Here is a 24,292-nt window from a genome sequence, read left to right as displayed (position 1 = left end):
ATCCTTTCATTCTAAACGTCAGTTTAAAAAAAGCACATAGATTGTGCTTTTTATTTTTAAATCAGGCTTTTGCTCTTTTACTATCGAGCTTTTTCAAACCTTCTGCTACAGCAACCATAGCGAAGCTTGAAGTCACCACCACGGCAGAGCCATAACCACCACAGCGCAAGCCGGCACTGGCGCAAACATCGGCACTGGAGAATGGATTATCGATGGAATAGACACAAGTAATACCAAACTTTTCTTTAGGCTTTTTGCAGATGCCTTTGCCGCGTAATTGGGCACGCAATTTGGCCAACATCGGGTCCTGTTCAGTTTTAGATAAATCGGCAACCCGAATTTTCAGTGGATCCAGCTTACCGCCTGCCCCGCCAGACACAATTAAAGGAATCTTGTTAAAGCGGCAATGCAGCATCAGGGCAAATTTGGCTTTGACATCGTCAATACAGTCGAGAATTAAATCTGGATCACCTGCTAAAATTTCTTTGATATTTTCAGGCGTCAGGTAATCATCAATCAGATTAATTTTAATCCGTGGATTAATTGCACGGCAACGCTCGGCCATGACTTCAATTTTTTCATGACCCAAGGTGGTACTCATTGCAGGTAACTGACGGTTAATATTAGACGCGGCCACCACATCCATATCGACCAAGGTCAGCTCGCCCACACCGCTACGTGCCAGTGCTTCTACCGCCCATGAACCTACGCCACCGATACCAATCACCATCACATGACTTTTTTCATAATGGCTAAAGCTGCCTTCTCCATAAATTTTGGCGACACCGGCAAAGCGGCGCTCATATTCATCGTCTTGAAGCAGATCAGTCATAAGTCATCAATAGCAGTTAAATCACAGTTTATTTTAGCAAAGTCGGCATTGTTTTACTGCTTCTAAAATTTCGATACAAAATCCATCATGAAAATCAGAAAGATAAATTCAGGAACACTTTATAATTGAATAAAATTTATACATATAATTTTAAATATAATAGGAGTCAAACCCTGTGCTCATCAATGCTCTTTTGACTCTCAACTTTATACTGATCGCGTTACATTTATATTTCTACAGTAGCCAAAAACAGAAAAACTATGAACTGAGTATTTTTATTCGTTTACTGACTTTAGGCTTGTTTGGCTTTGTGATCTTGGATCGTTATGAAACCCAGACCCATTTGATTTTGGTACTTGTATCGTGGGCTATATTTGAAATCATAGAGGGTCTTTTTAAAAAGAAAAAAACATCAGCACCATAAAAAAAGAGGCTTGCGCCTCTTTTCAATTCATCGAAATTTAGTCTTTATTCATGATAAAGAAATATTGACGATAATATTTCAGTTCCGCAATCGAATCACGAATATCATCCATCGCCAGATGCGAGGCATTTTTCTTGAGACCGCTCATGATTTCCGGGCGCCAGCGTTTGGCCAGTTCTTTCACTGAAGATACATCCAGATTACGGTAATGGAAATACTGCTCAAGCTCAGGCATCAGGCGGTGCAGGAAGCGACGATCCTGACAGATCGAGTTACCACACATCGGTGAAGATTTTGGATTGACCCATTTTTTCAGGAATTCAATAGTTTGCTGCTCGGCATCCTGAGCGGTCAGTTTACTGCGACGTACACGTTCAATCAGACCGGACTGGCCATGCTGGCGAGTGTTCCACTCATCCATGGCATTTAACAGACGTGCAGGCTGATGTACCGCAAGCACAGGACCTTCTGCCAAAATATTCAAATTGTCATCGGTTACAATTGTTGCAATTTCAATAATTTGGTCGTTGTCTGTGTCTAGACCTGTCATTTCAAGGTCAATCCAAATCAGGCGGGTATCAGCGGTGCTGCTCATAAATGTGCAATCTTATTGGGTTTAAAAATAACTATAGTAGCAAATTAATTACATCTTGGGTGTCATTCGGGGGCTGCTTCATGCTATTTTTGCCATCTGATTTACCCGGTTTTTTTAGGATATGAATGGCCTTAATACGTAAGCGTCGTCTGACAGAGCAACAACAGCGCCGCATTCAGAAACAACAAAAAACACGTCAAGAAGATCTCGACACCTCCAGTGATCTCGAAGGTTTAGTGGTGCAACATTATGGCCGCCAACTTGAAGTGCAAGCTTTGTCTTGCCCTGACATTCACCCTGAAAAACCTGTGGTCGCCGATGGTGAGCCTGAACCTTTTTGGAAAGAGATTGAACTGGACAGCGTCTGGCGCTGTCATACCCGAACCAATCTGGATTTATTGGTGACGGGTGACCGGGTCAAATGGCAAGCCGATCCAAATACCGGACTGGGAATTATTACGGCGATTCATCCTCGCAAATCCTTATTGACCCGTCCTGACCGCTATCACAAGGTTAAACCCGTAGCGGCCAATATTTCACTGATTGTGATTGTATTTGCACCATTGCCTGAGCCAGCGCCAGGTCTGATCGACCGTTATCTGGTGGCCTGTGCCGATGCCGACATTCCTGCATTGCTGGTGATGAATAAAGCAGATTTATTAAAAGAAAACGATCCGATTCTGAATCTGCTACAAGAATATCAGGACCTGGGTTACGAAGTGATGCAGACCCAATCCGATGGTGATCTCACGGCATTGTCTAACCGTCTAGAAAATGAAACGGTGGCTTTTGTCGGTCAATCTGGTGTGGGTAAAAGCACACTGATTAATGCGATCGTGCCGGATGCCGCACAGAAAACCAATATTATTTCGGAAAACTCGGCACTCGGTCAGCACACCACCACCTCAACGCGTTTGATCGGTTTTGGTGAAGGTGCAGCCCTGATTGACTCTCCGGGAATTCGTGAATTTGGCCTGTGGCATCTGACTTTAGATAAGATACAAAGCGGCTTTCCTGAAATTGAAAATCTGCTCGGCCATTGTCAGTTCCGTAACTGTACTCATAAGCATGAAAAACAATGTGCTTTACGCCAGGCTGCGGCTGCGGGTGAAATTTTACCGCGCCGACTGGACAGCTATTTACGTTTAATCGACGAAATCACTGAAGCACAGCAAAAAAATTAATTTTCTTAACCCTTGGCCCTTGAAGCGGTGATTTTGATCACCATATTTATGAGCTATACTCTTGGCAATTTTAAAATTGTAATTAGGTGAATTGTGGAACGTTGGTTCGAGTTTATGGGGAATCACCCCTTCTTATTTGGAACACTCGCGGTATTAGTGGTTTTGTTCTTCATTATCGAAGGTCAACGTAACGGTCGCAAAATTTCTCCGCAATCGCTGGGAATTTTAGTCAAAGCAAAAAATGCCATGCTGATTGATCTACGCGATGCAAAAGATTTCCGTGAAGGTCATATCAGCGGCAGCCGTAATATTCCATATAGCCAGATTACAAAACATGTTGAAGAGCTGAAAGCATCTGATCGCCCTTTGGTGTTCATTTGTAACCTTGGACAGGTGGCTGGTACTGCGTTACAGCAGGTCGGTCATGCCGATGCCTACCGTCTTGATGGCGGCGTCAGCAACTGGAAAGCTCAAGGTTTACCTTTGGTGAAAAGCAAATAATCCACGAACAGGAGATTGATCATGGCTGAAGTTACTATTTACTCGACGACAGTGTGTCCTTATTGCGTGCGTGCAAAACAGCTGCTGGAACGTAAAGGTGTGGCATATAAAGAGATTAACTTGTCTCAAGAAGCGCCGGAAGTACGTCTTGAATTGATGCAGCGTACCAATCACCGTACCGTGCCACAAATTTTTATCAATGATCAGTTCATCGGTGGTTTTGATCAGCTTTATGCTTTAGAGCGTGAAGGCAGACTTGATGAATTGCTGGCTTAACCCTACTAAAATTATCACTTCATATTAAGGATCAAAAAATGAGTGAAGAACAACAAGCTCAACCACAATTGGCATTAGAGCGTATTTATACCAAAGATATTTCTTTTGAAGTTCCTGGGGCGCAAGTTTTTACCAAGCAATGGCAACCTGAGTTAAACATCAATCTTTCTTCTTCTGCAGAAAAAATTGATGAAACTCATTTTGAAGTAGCTTTGAAAGTCGTGGTTCAAGCGACCAACGAAGGTGATACCGCGTTTATCGTTGATGTGACTCAAGCTGGTATTTTCCTGGTGGATGGCGTTGAAGAAGAGCGTCTTCCATACATCCTTGGTGCATACTGCCCGAACATCCTGTTCCCGTTCCTACGTGAAGCAGTGAATGATATGGTTACTAAAGGCAGCTTCCCACAGTTGCTACTTACACCAATCAACTTCGATGCTGAATTTGAAGCCAATATGCAACGTGCGCAAGCCGCTGCTGTGGATGGTCAAGCTTAATCGCTGTCCTTCAAATCTAAAAAAAGACCGCTTATGCGGTCTTTCTTTTTGAGCCCCTCTTTTTAAAGAGGGGTTTGGGGAGATTAATTTCTTAACTTAATCCCTCCTAACCTCCCTTTAAAAAGGGAGGAATTCTCTCATCTTCTAGAAGATGAGAAGCACCGCTTAGTAAGGGAGAGGTAAATAGAAATTCCCTCATCCCAGCCTTCTCCCTGAGGGAGAGAGGACTTATAGGATTTATTCCGCGTCCGCCATTAAATCAGCGCTCATACCAACAGTGTTAAAGCCAGCATCAACATACAGGATTTCACCGGTAATCCCGTTGGCCCATGACGAGCACAGGAATAATGCGGCATTACCGACATCTTCAATCGTCACATTACGTTTTAATGGAGCAACTTTCTCATTCAGATCGAGCATTTTACGGAATGATTTAATACCTGAAGCTGCCAAAGTACGGATTGGACCCGCAGAGATCGCATTCACGCGAATACCTTCCTGACCCAGGCTAGACGCCAAATAACGTACGCCAGCTTCTAAAGAGGCTTTGGCCATACCCATCACGTTATAGTTTGGCATTACACGCTCAGAACCTTGATAGGTTAGCGTCAGCAAACAACCTTGACGGACTTGCAGCAAAGGTTTTGCCGCACGTGCCATTGCGATAAAGCTATAGGCACTGATGTCATGTGCAATATTAAAGCCTTCACGATCCGTGATTTCGGTAAAGTCACCATCCAGCGTATGTGCCGGAGCAAAACCAATCGAATGCACCACGCCGTCCAGACCATCCCAGTGTTTAGCCAGTTCAGCAAATGCCTGGTCAATTTCAGCATCTACTGCCACATCACAAGGAAAAACCAGTTTCGAACCAAACTGTTCAGCAAAGTCATCTACCCGCTTTTTCAGCTTTTCATTTGGATAAGTAAAAGCCAATTCAGCACCTTCACGATGCAATGCTTGAGCAATACCAAAAGCAATCGATAATTTACTCGCAATGCCCGCGATCAAGAAGCGCTTACCCGCCAAAAGTCCTTGTGCCATGTGAATCTCACCTAAAAAAATGTATATGGCATGATGCCAAGTCTGGAGCATTTTAGAAATTGCATAATGCACCTTTTTTTCTATTTATGATGAACTGGGAATTTAAGACCGAGTTAATAGCGTTCAATTAAATGGCCAAATGCAGGGCCTGATGAGTATTTTGCCAGAGCTGTTCAGCCAGTTCCTCTTTGTGCATATGCAGGCTCTTTGCCAGTCCTTGCAGCACATAAGGTAAATTTGCAGGTGTATTTCGGGTACGTTGCTCGGTCGAACTTTGACAGCAGAGAGGTGTCATATCCGGACAGTCGGTTTCCAGTACCAGATGCTCTGGCCCGACATACTGTACCACCTGGTGTAGTTTTTTGGCATTTAGATTGGTGATTTGCCCGGTAATACCCAGCTTGAATCCTAGCTTGATAAAAGCCTTGGCTTCTTCAATCCCCCCACCAAAAGCATGCGCAATGCCGCCCTGTTTAAACTGCTGCTGTTTTAAAATCTGCAACACCTCAGCATGCGATTTGCGGATATGCAGCAAAACCGGCTTGTTGAATTGCTGTGCCAGTTCAAGCTGTGCAGCAAAAAAGTCTTTTTGCTTCTGAAAAATTTCCGCTTGTTTGTGCTGTTTTAAAAAGGTATCCAGACCGATTTCAGCAATGGCAATACAGTTATGCTTTTTAAGCAGCTGCTCCAGCTCCTGTAAATGCTCAGTTTGATGCTGTTCAATATAAAATGGATGCAAGCCCGGCGCTAAATGGCTGCGGGGTGCATTTTCCAGGTCATTGATAAATTGATGGGTTCTTAACAGGTCTGCAAAACGTTTTTGCAAAAAACCAATTAAAACCAGATGCTCGACACCTACCGCTTTGGCCGCATACGCTAACTGTTCCCGATCAGGATCAAAATCGGGAACATCAAAATGGGTATGCGTATCAAACAGTTTTAAGGTCATTTGGCTTTTGCAGCAGGTGCTGGCTGTGCCTCAGAGGCAGCTTTTTCAGTTTGAGGCAGATATTCGGGTTTCAGCACACCTTGTAACTGTTCATAAGGAATCATCAGACGTGGCAAGCCAACCACATATGGCCCAATTTCATATTCGGCATATTGCAAGACTAGACCTTGCTGGGCCAGATAGAAATTATCGGTGAGTTTGAACTTCCAGGCCTGTTCATATTCAGCCACATCTTTGGCCAGTTTGGATTCTACCACCCAGTTTTTAAACGCATCATAAGCCTGCGCTTCCAGTTGGGCTTTCTGTTTGGCCGCAATAATGTCATCCAGCTTGACCAGTTTCTTCTGCTCCAGATCAAAATTATAATAAGTCTGTGCAGATGCGCCGTGTGCTCCTCCCAGATAATAACTGCTGTTCAGAACCACGGTCGCCAATGGATCATCAGAATTCAGAATCTTGGGCTTAATCATCAGACTAATGCTATGACTGGCACTCAGGGCTTTAAGCTCCTTATCCAGATTCAAAACAGTCTGCATATAGGGCTGGGTTTGCTGCTCAAGCTGCTGTTTCGGTGTGGTCACTGTGGCCAAAGCCGCTTTGGGTTCAGAGGCGGCAACGTCTGCTTCGCTGGCAGCACTCACTTTTGCCGGTTCAATCGCATCAATAGACAGGATATTTTTCAACTGTTGCAGAATCTGCTGATCGATCCATTCATCAATAAAGCTTTGATTACTGTTCAGACGTTCGATCGAGATTTCCGGACAGCTTTTGTCTTCACATTCTGGAATCGCGAGTTTGAGCTTTTCAGTATCGCCGCTGAGTTTAAGTGCTTCAGCTTCGGCTTGTACCACTTCGGAAGCACTTGAGTCTTCCGGCTCATTACCCTTCGGCTGGCAGGCACTCAGCAAGACCGCTGATGCCAGTATGGATAGACAAAAAATATTCTTATATATTGGCATTCACTCACCTTTTTGGAACCTGTAATCATCTTGCGAGATCATCAGCTTTAAAACATATGCTGATAGATCTCAGCTTTCAAGACCTGTTGTGTTTGTTGTTTTGTTAAATAAATATCCAGCTGCTTGGCGTCTTTGCTGATTTCATGACTACGAAAATGCAGACCAATGCCTTCCTGATCAAAGAACCAGTCAGTCTGACCCCAATACAGTTTTTTTGGTGCTTTCTGCTGAACTTCCTGATCATTTTCTTTGAGCCATGTCTCATAGGCTTGCTGAATAATCTGATCCATTAATAACTGTTGCTTAGGATCGATAATATCCAGTGGAGTCAGCATTTTCTGCTGGCGACGATCAGCCACAAAAAAATAATAGCGCTCATGCACGCTGACATTTTCCTGTTTGGTATCGACCCCGATCTGCATCAATACATATTGATTGCGTTGGTAAGGAATACGGGTATATAGCGATAATTCATAAGCCTTGTTCAAATTGAGCTGCGCCTGCCAGGCATCCGATTTTTTTACATAGGCATTGATGGCCTGCTGTAAATTCATGTCCTGTTTCAAGCCGATTTGATCCTGGATCACTTTCGCCTGCTGCTTTTCAATCCATTGGTTCATCCATGGATCAACCGTATGCAAGGTCTGAATATCCAGATTGATACAGTTTTTATTTTCACAAAATGGCAAGGCAATCTTGGCCGGCTGCTCTTGAATATTCAGATAAGGCAAGACATCAGCATTCTTCGCTACAGTGATTTTTTCATTTTTTGGAGTAGTAAGAGGTTCTTTTTCGCTTTTATCACAGCCACTCAGGACAAGACTTAAACCAATCACAGAACCGAGGACGACTTCCTTGCTGAGCTTCATTCTCTTTGCTATATCTATCGAGTTATTAATTGCTTAAATGTAGCATAAAATAAAACAGCTTCCGGAGAAGCTGTTTGATATTTTTAAACTTTAGCTGCGAAGCCTGAAAGTTTAGTGTTCGCGCGTATTGTGGAACACGATATCCGGATAACGTTCTTGCATGAGCTGCAAATTCACTCGGCTTGGCGCAAGATAAGTTAAATGACCACCACCATCGACAGACAACTGATCATGGGCTTTTTTCTTGAATTCGTTGAATTTCTTCTCGTCATCGCAAGACACCCAACGTACTGTGTTGATGCTGACCGGTTCGTAAACACAGTCGACCTTGTATTCTTCTTTCAGACGGTAAGCCACCACTTCAAACTGTAGCACACCCACAGCACCGACAATCAAATCGTTGTTATTCTGCGGCATGAATACCTGAGTCGCCCCTTCTTCTGAAAGCTCTTTCAGACCTTTTTGTAGCTGCTTGGATTTTAGTGGGTCTTTCAAGCGGACACGGCGGAACATTTCAGGCGCAAAGTGCGGGATACCGGTAAACTGAAGTTTCTCACCCGAGGTAAATGTATCACCGATCTGGATGGTGCCATGGTTATGCAAACCAATAATATCACCCGGCCAGGCTTCTTCCAGATGCTGACGATCGCCGGCCAAGAAAGTTAAGGCATCGCTGATACGCACATCTTTGTCCAGACGCACATGCTTCATTTTCAGGCCTTTTTCATACTTGCCTGAACAGATTCGCATGAAGGCAATACGGTCACGGTGTTTCGGATCCATATTGGCCTGAATTTTAAAGACAAAACCAGTGAAACCTTCTTCATCTGCTTCTACAACACGATCTTGGGTCGGATGCGCTTTAGGAGATGGCGCATATTGACTGAAGGCATCCAGAACATGGTCGACACCAAAGTTACCCAAGGCTGTACCGAACAGAACAGGCGTTTGACGACCTGCCAAAAATTCTTCACGGTCTAAAGGCTCATTGGCCATTTGTACCAGTTCAAGCGATTCTTCAAATGCCGCCCAAGCCAGTTCACCGACTTTCTCACGAAGATCAGGATAGTCATAACCATCACGCACCTCGATCTCAGTAATCACTGAACCGAAGCCGGCTTTATACACGTAAAATTTTTCTTCGATTAAATTAAATACACCGGCAAAATCACGGCCAGTACCCAGTGGCCAAGTGATCGGGACACATTTAATTTTCAGAACGTTTTCGATTTCATCCAGAAGCTCGAGTGGCTCACGGATTTCACGGTCCATTTTATTGACGAATGAAATGATCGGTGTATCGCGCATACGACACACTTCCATTAGTTTAATAGTTCGGTCTTCGACACCTTTTGCACCATCAATCACCATCAACGCCGAGTCTACTGCGGTCAAAGTACGATAAGTATCTTCCGAGAAGTCTTCATGTCCCGGGGTGTCCAGAAGATTGATCATCTTGTCTTTAAAAGGGAATTGCATCACCGAGGTCGTGATCGAGATGCCACGTTCTTTTTCCATTTCCATCCAGTCCGATGTTGCAGCCCGGTCAGATTTACGACTTTTTACCATTCCGGCAACCTGAATGGCCTGACCCCATAACAGTAATTTTTCTGTCATGGTGGTTTTACCGGCATCGGGGTGGGAAATAATAGCGAACGTACGTCTCTGGGCGACTTGTGCCGCCAGTTCTTGCTTAAAGCTCATGAAATACACCTACTGCTCAATGCACAGCATTCGAGATCAAATTCGATCAATATGAAAAAAATTGGCGATATTGTAGCAGAGTTTCAGGGTGGAGTACCGTGAGCCATGTTGTCTATCCTGACGCTCAATCAATTAGAGCTGTATTAATGGAATTGTAAATTTTCTAAACGTTGTTCATCTACCGGTAAGCCCAGCAAAAAGCCTTGTAACTGTTCACAATCGAGCCGGGTTAAAATTTCCGCTTGCGCTTCTGTTTCAACGCCTTCTGCGGTTACCACCAAGCCCAGTTTCATGGCCAGCTGAATAATGCTTTCCAGAATCATTTCTTCTTTGGAGCCGACTGCCAGATTTTTGATAAATTCACGGTCAATTTTTAATTCATCTACGGCGAAATTCTTTAAATAGAGAAAACTGGAATGTCCCGTACCAAAATCATCAATGGCTAGACGGATGCCCATTTGTCTTAAACGTTTAAAGCTGCGCATACTCACATCAATATGATGCATGGCAGTCGATTCAGTAATCTCGATCATTAAATGCTGAGGACTGATTTTATATTGTGCAAATAACTTTTCTAAAGTACTAAACAGATGCTTATGTTCAAATTGTACCGCAGACAAATTGACCGCGATAGGGAAAAATTCAGTATGCGTCTGTTGCCATTTTTGAATCTGCTGACAGGCCAGCTCCAATGCCCAATAGCCCATTTGAATAATCAGCCCGGTTTTTTCAGCTGCATTGATAAACAGATTCGGGCCGAGCAGACCAAACTGGGGATGGTTCCAGCGAATTAATGCCTCTACTCCACACAAGCTACGATCCTTGGTCCGAAACTTGGGCTGATAAAACAGCACAAACTGCTGCTCTTCCACGGCTTTATATAGGTCATTAATCAGGGTACTCTGACTCTTGCTTTCATCCTGATCGGTAGAGTAATTAAAGACTGAATAGGTATTGCGTCCCTGATACTTGGAACTCAGCATGGCGGCATCGGCATTAACCAGCAGATCCTGTAAATTCTTACCGTGTTCCGGATACATGGCAATGCCGATACTGCCCGAGATATGGATGCTCTTGCCTTCAATCAGGAAACTTTCCTGAATTAACTCAAGAATCTGTTCTGACATTTTTGCAGCTTTGGCGACTGAGGTATTTTCCAGCACCAGCAGAAATTCATCTCCGCCGATTCTGAGCAGCTTGGAATGATGACCTAATAACAGATGAATCCGCGTGGTCAACTGAATCAGCAACTGATCACCGACCAGATGGCCAAACACATCATTGACCGCCTTAAAACGATCCAGATCGATATATAAAAAGGCAATTTCATGCTGCTGTTCGGACTGACCTGAAAACAGTAGATTTGCATATTCAGCTAGATACAAACGGTTAGGTAATTTGGTCAGATTATCCTGAATGGTCTGATTTTCAATTTGTTGATTCGCCCATGCAAGCTGACGGTTGCGTAATCCAACACGCAGTTCGGACACGACGATACACATCAGCGTCACCAGCAGCAATCCACTCATAAGTACCACGGTCAGAAATAGCTGATCATGTGCCTGAACTAATTCCGGTGACTGTTGCACATTGGCGACAGTAAAATTGAATGACATTATGCTGATAGAGTGCATGCCAAAGATGCCAAGTGCGATCACACCTGCTACGAGAACTGCCCGAAAAAATGACCAGGTACTTCTGGTACTTAACCAGAGGGTAAACATAGAGGCAATACATATCACCAGAACAGACAGGAGCATCAAGCCCAAATCCATTTCGTATTGATTCAGCATAAAACCTGCTGTCAGCCCAATAAAATGGATCGACCAGATCAATAGTCCCAATAGCATGGCGGTTAGCATTAAACTGAAGGTACTAAAGTTTGGCTGTGAAGCGCCTGAAGTAAATTTTTTAATCCGTGTGATGAGATAGCAAGCGACCAATGCAGAAAGAACGGAGCCGATGAGCAGACTAATATCATGCTGAATATCAATCATATAAAATGTTCCCCACCGGTGATCATTTTTATTATGCTCTGCACTGATATTTCCATTTTCACCCGATCAAATTTGAACTCAGTAAAATCTCAAGACTGATCATCCATGCAAGCCAATTGATCTGCAACAGCATCAGTCTTAACTCAAACTTAGAATTTATATTTCTTTCTTTTGAAGTTGAGAATTGCCCCAAAAATAAGACTCAACATAAAAATAAAATATGACTTATATATTAGAAGTGTTTCAAATTTAAGCAAATATTTAGCTTCATTTTTTTAGCTCATTTATTCGATCACCATCACAATTTTTTTCTTTTTATTTAGACAGATAGCACTTCATAGCAAAATTTTATTTGGTCTTTTGTGCAGATTTTCAAAATAAAAAAATAGCCTGTCTAAACAGGCTATTTTTATCAACAATAAATGAGGCTAAAACTTATGGTTTTGCCTGTAATTTGGCATAGTCCAGTAACACATTTGCCGCTTCAATCACAAAAGCTTCTTCTTCAGGCAAAGCCGGACGTTCTTTAGCCTTCATCTTGGCACGTGTTTCAATCAAGGCATCCAGCGAAGCCTGATAACTTTCCCAGTTTGGATAAGGTTTCAGACCTGTTGCAGCACGACGAGTGTTTTCTGCGTCCAGCGTTTTTTGCTCCATGGCAATCAACTCAGCTTTACGCTGTTGCAAGTCCAGTACCTGACGTTTCTCTTCTTCGGCTTTCTTCATCACGGCTTTACGCTGTTCTAAATACTTGAACTGAGAATCCAGTGTGACCCGTTGCTGAGAAAGTTTAGCCAATTCAGGGACGTATTTCTGTACAGCCCCTTCACGTTTAAATGGTGCCGTTGGAATAGTATCCCACTGCAAGGCATTTTTAGCCTTACGCTCACCAAACTCCTCGTTATAAATATCGACCAGTTTAATATCCGGAACGACCCCTTTATTCTGGGTACTGCCACCGGTCACACGGTAGAATTTACGCTGCGTCAATGTCGCCTGACCATGCGCCAGACTATCCAATTGTACCTGTGCTGTACCTTTACCGGTGGTGGTACTGCCAATCACAATCCCGCGTTCATAATCCTGAATCGCAGCAGAATAAATTTCACTGGCCGATGCAGATGCCAGATTCACCATCACGGCCAATGGACCCGCATAGGTTTGTGCACCGCCATCATCATCTTCAAAGACGCTGACATTGCCATTACCATCACGGATCTGCACCACTGGACCAGACTTGATCACCTGCCCCAACATACGTGCCACTTCTTCCAGTGAACCGCCCGGGTTATTCCGCAAATCGACAATAATCCCGGCAACATTCTTCGCTGCCAGCTCTTTCAAGGCCTTATTGGTATCTTCGGACACCGAACGATAATCCGTACCGGCACGGCGTGCTCGATAGTTCAGGTAGAACGATGGAATTTCGATCACACCATATTGATATTTCTTGCCATCGCGCTGAATGTCGACTACACGTGTACGCACACCGGCATCTTCTTCCTGAATCACATCACGGGTAATGGTCACATTACGTGCCTGCCCCATGGCAGCACCCGCACCGAGCAAGCGTAAAGTCACTTTAGTGCCACGTTTACCACGAATCAGACCGACAATTTCATTACTTGGCCAACCAATAACATCAACCATTTGCTCGCCGTCTTGTGCCACACCAATGATACGATCACCTGATTTGACCTGACCGGATTTGCTGGCCGGACCACCTTCAACGATGGTTTCAATCTTGGTGTAATCTTCATTGCCACGTTCCGGACGAATCGATACACCCACTCCTTCCAGCTGTAAAGTCGTCTGACGATTCAGCTCCATCGCATCCACAGGCGGGAAATAATTGCTGTGCGGATCATAAGTCAGCATCATCGCGTTCAGTGTCTTGTCGAGCACATCATCACTTTTGACGCGGCTAAGACGTTCCAGCTGACGAGTATAACGCTTGGTCAAGGTTTCAGCAGGCGTCAGATCTTCAGGACCCGTGAGGTCTTGCCCATTAGCCAATTCCGGATTGGCTTTCAGGGCTTTCTGCTTGGCCAATTCTTCTTCTTTACTGATGGTCAGATTGATCAGCTGAGACACCAGCATTTTTGACCAGTGCGCGCGCTGTTCAGCCTCAGTTTTAAAGAACGGTGCTTTTTCACGATCCGTTTCGATATAAACATTCGGCTGATTTAGATTCTGCGGTTTTTTCAGCTCATTCAACATATAGGTGTAGAACTGGTGCAAGCGCTGTTGATATTGCGCATGCATTTCATAAGGACCAGACAAATTGCCGGCTTTCAGATTGGCACCAAAATTAGCACCATAGCGTTTCTTATAGTTTTCAACTTCTGGGGCCAGAAACAGGCTATGTTCTGGATCAAGACTATCAATATAGAAATCAAAAATACGCTGCGAAGTCTGGGCATCCAGACGCATATTTAAATAATGCTGACGGTCAACCAAGGTTGCCAGCTGACGTGACACCAGCGCCTGCTCTTGAGATGGCTGAATTGCTTTACTGACCACTTCATTACTATTGGCCGCAATCGCATCATTCACTACATGGGTAAAAAAGAATCCACCTGTCGCAATCGCAACTGCGCAAGCTATAGTTTGAAATTTCATAAATAATTCGTACTTCCTTGGCCTAGAGACCAATGTGACCGTGTTGCTTTTCGACCAGAATTTAACGTATTCAGCATCTTAAACAACTTAATATGTTTATGTCGTGTAGTTTTATCATATTCTGTGCTGACAAAGTGTAGCAAATCATTGCAGAATTCAGGTATTGTTTTCTCCGAAAAACTCTAAAACGGATTCCGCATATGATTGGCGCATTGATGCTCGACATCGCAGGCACAACCCTCACTCAAGAAGATATTGAACTATTAAGTGCGCCGCAAGTCGGTGGAGTGATTTTATTTGGTCGCAATATCGAATCTCCGGCGCAAGTCCGTGCTTTGACTGATCATATGCGTCAGGTGCGTCCTGATATTTTAATTGCGGTCGATCAGGAAGGCGGTCGTGTCCAGCGTTTAAGACAAGGCTTTACCCTACTGCCTGCCATGGGAAAATTTGGCGAACTTTATACGAGCGATCCACAACGTGCCCTTGAACTGGCTGAAAAATGCGGCTGGCTGATGGCGACTGAAGTGCTGGCTGTTGGCATTGATTTCAGCTTTGCGCCGGTACTGGACTTGAATGACATCAGTGATGTGATCGGTGATCGCAGCTTTGCCCAAAATATCCAGGACATTATTCCACTCGCCAGCGCATTTCTAAAAGGTATGAAACGTGCCGGTATGGCTTCTACTGGTAAACATTTCCCCGGTCATGGCTCGGTCAAAGCGGACTCGCATGTTGCTGCAGCAATTGATACGCGCTCCTATGCAGAAATCCAGCAAAAAGACATGCAAACCTTTATTCAATTGCAATCACAACTGGATGCGTTGATGCCGGCTCATGTCATCTATAGCCAGGTCGATCCAAATCCAGCCGGATTCTCGGAATTCTGGATTCAGAAAGTTTTACGTCAAGAGCTTGGTTTTGACGGTGTCCTGTTCTCGGATGATTTAAGCATGCAGGCCGCATGTGTCGCAGGCGGTGCCGATGCCCGAATTCAGGCCGCACTCAAAGCTGGTTGTGATATGGGTCTGGTCTGCAATGATCGTGCAGCACAATGTATTGCACTGGAAGGGATTGTTGATCTGCCCCTCCCGAACCAGCAACGTCTGGAACGTATGCGCGGAAAAATCCCGAACATCCAGATTGGTGACGAACTGGATCTGGGTGAAGAATGGCGCGAGATCCGTGATGAAATACTGGCATTTAAACAGCAGTCCAGCTAAAACTTTTTAAATCCAATCAATATGAAAAAGGGACACGACAAGGTGTTCCTTTTTTATTATAGTAATGAAAATGTTACATTATTATTTAATCAACTTAAAAATAACAATAAGGTCAGAACCATATGACAGACTCACTTTCGCAACATCGCCATATTTCTTTTACGGCGCACTATACCGGCTATATCTGGTATCAAATGGGGATCTCACATCCAGCCTTTGCTACATCCAAAGGCAAGTTTTTGGCCAAACTGCTTCATCCACTTGAATCCTGGGCAGAACGCCATGTTCGCGGTAGCATGCGTACGACACTTAAGCAGCGCCATCAGATGATTGATGAGCATTTGTGTCAACTAATTGAGCAACACCCACAACTTCAGGTTCTTGAAATTGCCTGCGGACTATCTCCACGCAGCTGGAATTTCAGACAGAAATTTCCAGAGATTAATTATCGTGAACTGGATCTGCCCGATATGGCCAAGATCAAGACACAGGCTTTACAGCAAATCGATCAGCATGCTCCTGAAGTCCTGACTGCCGATATTTTTAGTGAAGAGCTGGACTGTATATTTCAGATGTTTGACCGGAACAAACCTTTAGTTGTCATTAGTGAAGGACTGATTAATTATTTTGATCAGCAGATGTTACGTATTCTGATGCAGGGTATTACAGAAAATGCGCAGTATTTCCCGGCAGTTCACTATCTCAGCGATATTTATCCCGAACCGGTGAAAAATAAACTGGCGAACTTTATCTGGAGCAGTAGCCGTCTGCTTAAATTCATGTCTCGCAGTGCGTTTACCTTTCATTTTAAATCCCCCCAAGAACTGCAGCACTTTTTTCAAGATGCAGGATTTGACCAGGTTGAGGTACAACAACCACAACGTTATTTTACCGAGCCTCATCAGCCAACCCCGGCACCAGAACAAGATGAACATTTAGGTGATCTGGTCTGGATGATTCATGCAGTGAAAAAAAACAGCGTTTAAGTACGCTGTTTTTTTAATGCTGATATTTTTTAAATTGCCGCATCAAATACTTCAGTTTGTGAAAGTACTTTTTGCATTTGTACAAAGCGTAATAAGCGTTCTGCGACTTCAAAACTGCCATGTTTGAATAAGGCACGCAGCTGGGTGTCATCCTGTTCAAAGATCAGGCACTCAATCTGAAATTCCCCAGCTTCATCTTCCAGATGCAGGGCCAGATCACGTGGATAAGCTGCCGCATGTGCTGCCTGTTCTGCACCTAGCTCCAGCAATACTCCAAAAAAATTCATGTCCACTATCTCTGCTTTTAAAATGAGATCAGAATGACGATGACTAAGGAAACGCTGTGAATCTTGCACCTGAATCCGCTCTTCACCGCGACGTTCAAACTGCTGTATCTGTTCGCGAGTGAATGGAATAATGCCATCCAGTTGATCTACAGCTTCATCGCGCAAGAAAGTTGCAAACAGATGCATGGTTTCTTTACGACGTTGCAGCTGCGGTACATGATCGGCGCCTGCAATTTGCACGTACTGCATATCCGGGCATTGCAGGGCAAAATTCGCATTTTCATGTGGCAAGGTAAAACTGTCATATTGCCCACATGCCACCAGCACTTTGCACTGCGGAATCGGCACATTGGTCAGACGCAATAAGCGGTTGCAGTTAATATCATAGCGATCCTGTTCGGTCGCTGTAAATTCCGCCATTTGTTTAAAGAACAAACGTTTTGCAGTCGGTGACATACGGGTTTCAGCCAAACGTGCATGATTCACCAGATACAAAATCACAGCCTGACCAAATTCATCCATACGCTGTTCTTTCATTAGATGCAAAGACTCTTCCAGCAGCATCCGCCAGCTTTTACGGGTTTTCTGCATCACACCCATCAGGATCATCCGATCGACCAGTTCAGGACGCTGATCTGCCAGACAGGAAGCCACCACTGACCCTAAGGACATGCCTAAAATTGCCACTTGCGGTAGCTGCATCTGCTCCAGCCATCGTCCCAGCATCGCAGCAAGGTCTTCAAGCTCCAGTGTTCCGGCAGACAGCCCCGTATTGACATTACTAATCTGCTGATTGGCACCCATGGACGGTAGGTCAATCAGAATGATGGGACCTGCATCAAAAAGCTGTTCTACACAATATTTGTAGGAATTAAAATTCTGGAAAGCTCCCCCAATAATCACCATGGGTCTTAAATGCAAGGTATCCGGACGGGCGATCGCCATATATTCTATTTTCCAGCCGTCCATCCAGGTCGTACGTGGTGGCTGCTTAAAACTGTGCTTATCATAAAGATCAAAAAAACCATCGTGGCTATGTTGTTCCAATACATGGGCGTCCATGTGGATAATGGAATTCATATTCCTTTTCCTCCATCCTTGCCTTATTTTTATTGTGCAAGTCATGATTAACAGATCTTATATTTCAGGCGCATTCCGGTGTGCCTGAACACGCATCCTGCTCTTTAATAATTATAAATGACATCAATGTCGCATGTTACATTCTATACAGAGCTGCTTTTCACAAGCAACCGCTTCAGTGACCACTTATCTGCTTTTAAACAGAAAACAATTTCAAAATGTTTAGAAGTCTGCGAAAACGGATGATTTTTAATAGATGGGCTTCATTGTGCAGCAGCAGACTGTTAATATCGAAATGAAATTTCTAAGTGATCAAACCGCTATGCAAGAGTCTATTGAACAATACATGCAAACGGTAGGACAGCAGGCACGCCAGGCGTCTCGCATTTTGGCTCGCGCGTCCACCCAAACTAAAAATAATGCGTTATCCGCTATTTATACGGCTTTGGAAAATAGCCAAGCTGCTATTTTGGCTGCTAACCAGAAAGATATGACTAAGGCGCATAACAACAATCTGGACCCTGCCCTGCTTGATCGCTTAGAACTGAACCCCGCACGCTTTAAAGGTATGTTACAGGGCCTAAAAGATGTCATTGGCCTGAAAGATCCGATTGGTGAAATTAGTGATATGGCTTATCGCCCATCAGGGATTCAACTGGGCAAGATGCGTGTGCCTTTAGGTGTGGTCGGCATGATCTACGAATCACGTCCTAACGTCACGTTGGAGGCTGCATCACTCGCGCTAAAATCAGGTAATGCCATTATTTTACGGGGTGGCTCAGAAGCTCTGGAATCGAATCAGGCAATTGCAGCTGCAATTCAGCATGGCCTGAAAGTCGCAGGCTTGCCTGAGGCTGCCGTACAGGTCGTGAATACAACTGACCGCGCTGCAGTTGGCCAGTTGATTACCATGACCGAATATGTGGATGTGATCGTGCCTCGTGGCGGCAAGAGCCTGATCGAACGGATTACCGAGGAAGCACGCGTACCGGTAATTAAACATTTAGATGGTAATTGTCATGTCTATGTGGAAGCACAAGCGGACTTGTTGAAAGCATTGCCGATTGCGCTCAATGCCAAAACCCATCGCTATGGCGTATGTAATGCCATGGAAACCCTGCTGGTCGATGAAAAAGTCGCTGAAGAATTCTTGCCACGTATTGCAGAACTGTATCAAGAGAAAAAAGTCGAACTTCGTGGTTGCCGGGAAACCCAGCGTATTCTTGGAGATGCAGTAACTACGGCCACCGAAGAAGACTGGTATACCGAGTATCTGGGTCCGATTCTGGCTATCAAAGTTGTTTCTGGTATAGAAGAAGCCATTGAGCACATCAACAAATATGGCTCGCATCATACTGATTCCATCATTACGGAAAACTACAGTCTGGCTCGCGAATTTCTGGCCAGTGTAGATTCAAGTTCGGTAATGATCAATGCCTCTACTCGTTTTGCAGATGGTTTTGAATATGGCTTAGGCGCAGAAATCGGGATTTCGACCGATAAAATCCATGCTCGCGGTCCAGTCGGGCTTGAAGGCCTGACTTCGCAGAAATGGATTGTCTTTGGTGATGGTCAGATACGCCAATAAGTATTCAGATTGCTAATTTAAAAACCGCCTCATTTTTGAGGCTGTTTTTTTATGGACAGAAAAATTGACACTGAAATAGATGGATCAGAACCTTTGGGTCATTTTATTGATGAATCTCTTTATAGAATTGTATTTAGAAACAATATTTGCCTTTTCAGGCGCTAAACTAAAAACCAATCTGTTCTAAAATTAAATTTAAGCAGAATTTAGTATTCTTATTGATTATATTTCCAGCATCATTTTATTTATAAATGAAAACTATGAACTGATAAATTTTAGTTATTATTGTTAAATCAGTCGATAATGCTTAAGTCTAATCTGCTAAAGTCTATCTAGGACAGAAAAAAAACAAATGTTAAAACATATTCATTGATCTGGATTGCTGCTTCATTGTTCGCAATTGGGTCAAGCAAATGGACGAGAATTTTAATTAAAAATTGGGTAATCAATCGTGTCTAAATCAGTATTAGTTATTAATTGTGGCTCTTCTTCAATCAAGTTTGCATTACTTCTTGAGGAGCAGAATTTCCGTATTCATGGTTTAGCTGAGAACTTAGGCACAGAGAATGCTCGCATTAAAGGCGTGACGGTTGGCAATGAGCCGGTCGATATCCACATTCCATTTGCTGACCACAAAAAAGCACTCGAAGTCGGTCTGGAACGTCTGGCCAACTACCGTCCGGACGCGATCGGTCACCGTGTGGTACATGGTGGCAGCCTGACCAAGGCTGAACTGATCAATGACGAGATTATTGAAAAAATTCGTGAAGCAACGCCGCTTGCGCCATTACACAATCCGGCACACCTGATTGGCATCGAAGCCACCAAACGTTTATTCCCTGAATTACCACAGGTTGCAGTATTTGATACTGCCTTCCACCAAACCATGCCAGCGCATGCTTATCGTTATGCCCTGCCGAAATTCTTATATACCGCTCATGGTGTGCGTCGCTATGGCTTCCACGGGACTAGCCATGCCTATGTTTCAGAGCGTGGTTCTGAACTGGCAGGTAGTTTTAAACAAGGTGGCTGGTTAACTGCACATCTCGGTAATGGTAGCTCGACCTGTGCCGTGTGGAATGGGAAAAGTGTAGATACTTCAATGGGCTTAACCCCACTTGAAGGCATTGTCATGGGCACACGCAGTGGCGATGTCGATCCAAGCCTGCATAGCTTCCTGGCGAAAAACCTGGGTTGGGACATTTACAAAATTGACAAGATGCTGAATAGCCAAAGTGGTCTTTTAGGGCTGTCTGACCTGTCGAATGACATGCGTACCCTGATTGAAGCCTCAGAACAAGGCAATGAAGATGCCGCACTGGCAATTGAAGTATTCTGCTACCGTTTAGCTAAATCTCTGGCAGCGTTGAGCTGTGGTCTGCCACGTCTCGATGGTCTGTTCTTCACTGGCGGCATTGGCGAAAACTCAGCGTATATCCGTGAAAAAACCATGACTTACCTGCCTCATTTTGGTTTCAATATAGATAAAAATGCCAATAATGAGTTGAAACGCGGTACCGAAGGCCGAATCGACTCAGGCACAGGCCCACAAATCTGGGTAGTACCAACAGATGAAGAAGGCCGTATTGCCCAAGAAGTTCAAAGTGTGGTTGAGCTTGAAGTGGAGCGAAATACTGCAAAAAAGTCTAAAGCTGAGGTAACGCCTGCATAAGCAGGCTCGGCTTCTTTTTCACTGATTTTTATTATTCTGCGACTGACATAACTTATGAAAACAATTTTATTGGTTCCCACGGGGGAAGGCGTAGGCTTAACTTCTGCATGTTTGGGCCTGATTTATGCACTGGAATGCCAAGGGGTAAAAGCTGGTTTCCTGAAACCTTTTGCCCAGGAATTGAATGAAATCGAAGACCGCACCACGGCTTTGTATCGTCATATTTCTCAAAGTGAAACAGTGGAACCCATCCTTTATAGCAAAGTCTTGCAGCAGATCAATCTGGGTGAACAGGATGAATTGCTTGAAGAAGCGGTGCGTCTACATCGTCAAATTGCCAAACAGCATGACCTGATTATTGTCGAAGGTCTGCTGCCAAATACTCAGGACAGTTTTGCCGATGATCTGAATGCTTCACTGGCACAAGCCCTTGATGCCAAAGTTATTGTCGTCAGCAATGCCAATATTCAGCAGCCAAGCCAGACAGCAGATAAAGTTGAACATCAGCTGCGTAATTTTGGTGGCGCTAGCTCTACCCGCCTTGCGGGCATCATGTTAATGCGCACCAAAGGCCTGCCGGAAGAGTCTGCACAAATTCCTGTCACACTGAATCCGGAATTACGCCTTAAAGCTGAAACTGCAGAATTTATTACAGCCATCCAGCAGACTCATCCGCATATTGGTTCTGAAAAATTACCAGTGATTGGCTTGGTACCTTTCAGTAAAACCTTGAGTGTGCCACGCATGTCCGATCTGGCTACACATATTTCTGCCTACTGGATTAATGAAGGCGAAGCCAAACAGCGCCGTGTGCAACACAGTAGTCTGATTTCAGCCAATATTGAACATGAATTGCATAAGTTTGTAGCGGGTGAACTGATCATCAGTGCCTCTGACCGGATTGATGTATTACTGGCAAGTAGTCTGGCCAGCAGTAATGGGATTCCTTTGGCTGGTCTGGTGCTGACTGAACATCAACAGCCAAATGATCATGTATTGGAATTCTGCCAGGCTGCCATCAAGCAAGGTTTACCAATCCTACATACGCCACTCAGCACGTTTGAAACCGCACAAAAACTGGCAAATCTCAGCAATGAAATTCCGGTGGATGATACTGAACGTGCAGATCAGGTGACGCGTTTTGTTTCAAGCCATATCAATCCAGAATGGCTGAATCAAATGTTGAATGGTTCTTATAAACCACGTCTGTCACCTTCCGCTTTCCGTCATGAACTGGTACAGAAGTCGATTACCGCGAAAAAACGTATTGTACTGCCAGAGGGTGATGAACCGCGCACTGTACAGGCTGCCGCCATCTGTCAGTCCCGTGGCATTGCACAATGTATTTTATTGGCCAAGCCTGAAGCCGTGCTAGAAGTAGCAAAAGCGCGTGGTATTGAATTACCTGAAGATCTGGAAATTCTTGACCCGGATCTGTTACGTGAAAACTACATTGACAAGATGGTCGAGCTGCGTAAAGGCAAGCTCAACGAACTACAAGCTCGTGAACAACTGCAAGATACTGTGGTACTTGGCACCATGATGCTGGCGCTGGATCAGGTGGATGGTTTGGTATCAGGCGCAGTGCATACCACGGCGAATACGGTACGTCCTGCCTTCCAGCTGATTAAGACTGCTCCGGATTACTCCTTGGTATCTTCCGTATTCTTTATGCTGTTACCAGATGAAGTCTATGTGTATGGTGACTGTGCAATTAATCCGGACCCTGATGCCGAACAACTGGCCGAAATTGCGATCCAGTCTGCTGATTCTGCCAAAGCCTTTGGTATAGACCCACGCATTGCGATGATTTCCTATTCGACTGGAACTTCCGGTACCGGTGCAGATGTAGAAAAAGTCGCTGAAGCCACACGGATTGCCAAGGAACGTCGTCCTGATCTGTTGATTGATGGACCATTACAATATGATGCAGCATCTGTAGAAAGTGTAGGTCGTCAAAAAGCGCCTGATTCACAAGTGGCCGGGCGTGCCAATGTGTTTATTTTCCCGGATCTTAATACGGGTAACACCACCTATAAAGCAGTTCAACGCGCTGCCAATGTGGTCAGTGTCGGGCCAATGCTGCAAGGCTTGAATAAGCCTGTGAATGACCTGTCGCGTGGTGCCTTGGTCGATGATATCGTGTTTACCATTGCCTTAACCGCGATTCAAGCCGAGCAACAAGAAGCTTAATACTTCTTGAATTTAAGTTTTCCAAACCACCTGATTGAAAAATCAGGTGGTTTTTTTATAAAAATATAATCTTAGCTTTAATAAATTCAGCACGTGATCATCATCTCATTTTAATACACAATAAAAATGCCAGTCTTTCGAACTGGCATTTTCAACGGTTACTCATAAAGTCTGTGACATAAAAAATTAAGCTGAGGCAGCCCTGCTTTTCAGTCCACTGACTTTAATTTCTTATCTTATAAGGTGGTCCACTCTTTATGCACGTCTTCCGCCGTTTTATTGAGCACGACGCTATCGTCTTTGATTTCGCTTACCCAACTCAAGGGAATCAGATGATGCTCATTATTTTCATCATCACTTCTTGTCAATTTAATTGAATCCTGACCTTCTAAATGGTCCACCTTCCCGACTTGAGTTCCACATGAAGCAATGACTGAAGCATGTTCTTTAATATCACTTGCATTAAAATTGTTCATTCTACTTGCCTGTTTCTAGAAGTTGAGAGAAACAGTCTAAGCAATAAAAAATGCTGCATGTGTAAGGGTTTTCAGGCTTTGAGTTTTTCTGGGTTAAAAATGTAAATGGTCAACATGGCTTGAGTAAGCTATAAGAGAGATACTTTTTAAATTTGAGTTTTCAAATATTTTTATAACTGGATTTGAAGATCTGAAATTTGAAGATCTGAAATTTGAAGATCTGAAATTTGAAGATCTGAAATTTGAAGATCTGAAATTTGAAGATCTGAAATTTGAAGATTTGAAGATTTGAAGATTTGAAGATTTGAAGATTTGAAGATTTGAAGATTTGAAG

Annotated in this window: 21 protein-coding genes; 9 read left to right on the top strand and 12 right to left on the bottom strand. The window is 44.1% G+C overall.

From position 1 onward, the window contains the following. Window positions 1–61: 61 nt before the first annotated feature. Both WAK81_RS10300 and orn read right to left on the bottom strand, forming a co-directional pair. A complete protein-coding gene (locus WAK81_RS10300) occupies window positions 62–832 on the bottom strand; it encodes a tRNA threonylcarbamoyladenosine dehydratase (protein WP_422196730.1) in 771 nt (256 codons plus the stop codon). 461 nt (window positions 833–1,293) lie between these two features. Continuing rightward, window positions 1,294–1,851 carry an oligoribonuclease gene (gene orn / locus WAK81_RS10295; RefSeq protein ID WP_004278381.1) on the bottom strand — a complete coding sequence of 186 codons (558 nt, stop codon included), beginning with the start codon at window positions 1,849–1,851 and terminating at the stop codon, window positions 1,294–1,296. A gap of 125 nt (window positions 1,852–1,976) precedes the next feature. Between orn and rsgA the strand changes: the two genes are divergently transcribed. The 4 genes from rsgA (at window position 1,977) to secB (ending at window position 4,309) form a co-directional block, all read left to right on the top strand. After that, entirely contained in the window at window positions 1,977–3,035 is a 1,059-nt protein-coding gene (gene rsgA / locus WAK81_RS10290) for a ribosome small subunit-dependent GTPase A (protein WP_422196729.1), read from the top strand. Between the two features lie 93 nt (window positions 3,036–3,128). After that, window positions 3,129–3,536, top strand: a complete 408-nt coding sequence (locus tag WAK81_RS10285; protein ID WP_004278386.1) for a rhodanese-like domain-containing protein — start codon at window positions 3,129–3,131, stop codon at window positions 3,534–3,536. A 21-nt stretch (window positions 3,537–3,557) separates the two neighbouring features. Continuing rightward, window positions 3,558–3,812: a glutaredoxin 3 gene (grxC, locus tag WAK81_RS10280; protein ID WP_422196728.1), complete on the top strand. Its 255-nt coding sequence runs from the start codon at window positions 3,558–3,560 to the stop codon at window positions 3,810–3,812. 38 nt (window positions 3,813–3,850) lie between these two features. Beyond that, complete coding sequence (gene secB, locus WAK81_RS10275) at window positions 3,851–4,309, top strand: protein-export chaperone SecB (RefSeq protein WP_004647439.1); 459 nt, start codon at window positions 3,851–3,853, stop codon at window positions 4,307–4,309. A 237-nt stretch (window positions 4,310–4,546) separates the two neighbouring features. Here secB and WAK81_RS10270 read toward each other — a convergent pair whose 3' ends face one another. The 7 genes from WAK81_RS10270 to WAK81_RS10240 all read right to left on the bottom strand — a co-directional run bounded on the left by WAK81_RS10270 (window position 4,547) and on the right by WAK81_RS10240 (window position 14,453). Continuing rightward, a complete protein-coding gene (locus WAK81_RS10270; protein ID WP_422196727.1) occupies window positions 4,547–5,353 on the bottom strand; it encodes an enoyl-ACP reductase FabI in 807 nt (268 codons plus the stop codon). 127 nt (window positions 5,354–5,480) lie between these two features. Beyond that, window positions 5,481–6,302, bottom strand: coding sequence for a TatD family hydrolase (locus WAK81_RS10265; protein ID WP_422196726.1), 822 nt, complete (start codon window positions 6,300–6,302; stop codon window positions 5,481–5,483). Beyond that, a complete protein-coding gene (locus WAK81_RS10260; protein WP_422196725.1) occupies window positions 6,299–7,261 on the bottom strand; it encodes an RsiV family protein in 963 nt (320 codons plus the stop codon). The genes WAK81_RS10265 and WAK81_RS10260 overlap by 4 nt, the downstream gene beginning before the upstream one ends. Before the next feature lie 47 nt (window positions 7,262–7,308). After that, entirely contained in the window at window positions 7,309–8,130 is an 822-nt protein-coding gene (locus WAK81_RS10255) for a hypothetical protein (RefSeq protein WP_422196724.1), read from the bottom strand. Between the two features lie 111 nt (window positions 8,131–8,241). Then, complete coding sequence (locus WAK81_RS10250; RefSeq protein WP_004647433.1) at window positions 8,242–9,834, bottom strand: peptide chain release factor 3; 1,593 nt, start codon at window positions 9,832–9,834, stop codon at window positions 8,242–8,244. 143 nt (window positions 9,835–9,977) lie between these two features. Then, a complete protein-coding gene (locus WAK81_RS10245) occupies window positions 9,978–11,831 on the bottom strand; it encodes a bifunctional diguanylate cyclase/phosphodiesterase (RefSeq protein ID WP_422196723.1) in 1,854 nt (617 codons plus the stop codon). A gap of 435 nt (window positions 11,832–12,266) precedes the next feature. Beyond that, the gene (locus tag WAK81_RS10240; protein ID WP_422196722.1) at window positions 12,267–14,453 is read right to left on the bottom strand and encodes a carboxy terminal-processing peptidase; all 2,187 of its coding nucleotides are present in this window, start codon (window positions 14,451–14,453) and stop codon (window positions 12,267–12,269) included. A gap of 200 nt (window positions 14,454–14,653) precedes the next feature. On the opposite strand from WAK81_RS10240, the gene nagZ reads away from it, so the two are divergent. Both nagZ and WAK81_RS10230 read left to right on the top strand, forming a co-directional pair. Then, complete coding sequence (gene nagZ / locus WAK81_RS10235) at window positions 14,654–15,676, top strand: beta-N-acetylhexosaminidase (RefSeq protein WP_422196721.1); 1,023 nt, start codon at window positions 14,654–14,656, stop codon at window positions 15,674–15,676. Window positions 15,677–15,798: 122 nt separating this feature from the next. Continuing rightward, window positions 15,799–16,662, top strand: coding sequence for a class I SAM-dependent methyltransferase (locus WAK81_RS10230; RefSeq protein ID WP_422196720.1), 864 nt, complete (start codon window positions 15,799–15,801; stop codon window positions 16,660–16,662). Between the two features lie 29 nt (window positions 16,663–16,691). Here WAK81_RS10230 and WAK81_RS10225 read toward each other — a convergent pair whose 3' ends face one another. Further along, window positions 16,692–18,029: an alpha/beta fold hydrolase gene (locus tag WAK81_RS10225; RefSeq protein ID WP_422196719.1), complete on the bottom strand. Its 1,338-nt coding sequence runs from the start codon at window positions 18,027–18,029 to the stop codon at window positions 16,692–16,694. 322 nt (window positions 18,030–18,351) lie between these two features. On the opposite strand from WAK81_RS10225, the gene WAK81_RS10220 reads away from it, so the two are divergent. From WAK81_RS10220 to pta, 3 genes are all read left to right on the top strand, one after another. Beyond that, a complete protein-coding gene (locus tag WAK81_RS10220) occupies window positions 18,352–19,617 on the top strand; it encodes a glutamate-5-semialdehyde dehydrogenase (RefSeq protein ID WP_422196767.1) in 1,266 nt (421 codons plus the stop codon). A gap of 451 nt (window positions 19,618–20,068) precedes the next feature. Further along, on the top strand, window positions 20,069–21,289 hold the full coding sequence (locus tag WAK81_RS10215; RefSeq protein ID WP_422196718.1) for an acetate/propionate family kinase: 1,221 nt from the start codon (window positions 20,069–20,071) through the stop codon (window positions 21,287–21,289). A 54-nt stretch (window positions 21,290–21,343) separates the two neighbouring features. Further along, window positions 21,344–23,482 (top strand): phosphate acetyltransferase, encoded by a 2,139-nt coding sequence (gene pta, locus WAK81_RS10210; protein WP_422196717.1) that lies wholly within the window; start codon window positions 21,344–21,346, stop codon window positions 23,480–23,482. A gap of 236 nt (window positions 23,483–23,718) precedes the next feature. Here the strand turns inward: pta and WAK81_RS10205 are convergent, their stop codons facing one another. Together WAK81_RS10205 and WAK81_RS10200 are read right to left on the bottom strand one after the other, a co-directional pair. Further along, window positions 23,719–23,958 (bottom strand): DUF2171 domain-containing protein, encoded by a 240-nt coding sequence (locus WAK81_RS10205; protein ID WP_005107915.1) that lies wholly within the window; start codon window positions 23,956–23,958, stop codon window positions 23,719–23,721. Window positions 23,959–24,051: 93 nt separating this feature from the next. Beyond that, window positions 24,052–24,246, bottom strand: a complete 195-nt coding sequence (locus WAK81_RS10200) for a pentapeptide repeat-containing protein (protein WP_422196766.1) — start codon at window positions 24,244–24,246, stop codon at window positions 24,052–24,054. Window positions 24,247–24,292 lie beyond the last annotated feature (46 nt).

The organism is Acinetobacter sp. (assembly GCF_049284435.1).
GTDB lineage: Bacteria > Pseudomonadota > Gammaproteobacteria > Pseudomonadales > Moraxellaceae > Acinetobacter.
Note: the sequence above shows the minus strand (reverse complement) of the source record. Positions and strands in the feature narration are given on the sequence as shown.

Coding starts and splice junctions, on each gene's coding strand:
- WAK81_RS10300 (WP_422196730.1), bottom strand. CDS start 832: ATGACTGATCTGCTTCAAGACGATGAATATGAGCGCCGCTTTGCCGGT.
- orn (WP_004278381.1), bottom strand. CDS start 1,851: ATGAGCAGCACCGCTGATACCCGCCTGATTTGGATTGACCTTGAAATG.
- rsgA (WP_422196729.1), top strand. CDS start 1,977: ATGGCCTTAATACGTAAGCGTCGTCTGACAGAGCAACAACAGCGCCGC.
- grxC (WP_422196728.1), top strand. CDS start 3,558: ATGGCTGAAGTTACTATTTACTCGACGACAGTGTGTCCTTATTGCGTG.
- secB (WP_004647439.1), top strand. CDS start 3,851: ATGAGTGAAGAACAACAAGCTCAACCACAATTGGCATTAGAGCGTATT.
- WAK81_RS10270 (WP_422196727.1), bottom strand. CDS start 5,353: ATGGCACAAGGACTTTTGGCGGGTAAGCGCTTCTTGATCGCGGGCATT.
- WAK81_RS10265 (WP_422196726.1), bottom strand. CDS start 6,302: ATGACCTTAAAACTGTTTGATACGCATACCCATTTTGATGTTCCCGAT.
- WAK81_RS10260 (WP_422196725.1), bottom strand. CDS start 7,261: ATGCCAATATATAAGAATATTTTTTGTCTATCCATACTGGCATCAGCG.
- WAK81_RS10255 (WP_422196724.1), bottom strand. CDS start 8,130: ATGAAGCTCAGCAAGGAAGTCGTCCTCGGTTCTGTGATTGGTTTAAGT.
- WAK81_RS10250 (WP_004647433.1), bottom strand. CDS start 9,834: ATGAGCTTTAAGCAAGAACTGGCGGCACAAGTCGCCCAGAGACGTACG.
- WAK81_RS10245 (WP_422196723.1), bottom strand. CDS start 11,831: ATGATTGATATTCAGCATGATATTAGTCTGCTCATCGGCTCCGTTCTT.
- WAK81_RS10240 (WP_422196722.1), bottom strand. CDS start 14,453: ATGAAATTTCAAACTATAGCTTGCGCAGTTGCGATTGCGACAGGTGGA.
- nagZ (WP_422196721.1), top strand. CDS start 14,654: ATGATTGGCGCATTGATGCTCGACATCGCAGGCACAACCCTCACTCAA.
- WAK81_RS10230 (WP_422196720.1), top strand. CDS start 15,799: ATGACAGACTCACTTTCGCAACATCGCCATATTTCTTTTACGGCGCAC.
- WAK81_RS10225 (WP_422196719.1), bottom strand. CDS start 18,029: ATGAATTCCATTATCCACATGGACGCCCATGTATTGGAACAACATAGC.
- WAK81_RS10220 (WP_422196767.1), top strand. CDS start 18,352: ATGCAAGAGTCTATTGAACAATACATGCAAACGGTAGGACAGCAGGCA.
- pta (WP_422196717.1), top strand. CDS start 21,344: ATGAAAACAATTTTATTGGTTCCCACGGGGGAAGGCGTAGGCTTAACT.
- WAK81_RS10205 (WP_005107915.1), bottom strand. CDS start 23,958: ATGAACAATTTTAATGCAAGTGATATTAAAGAACATGCTTCAGTCATT.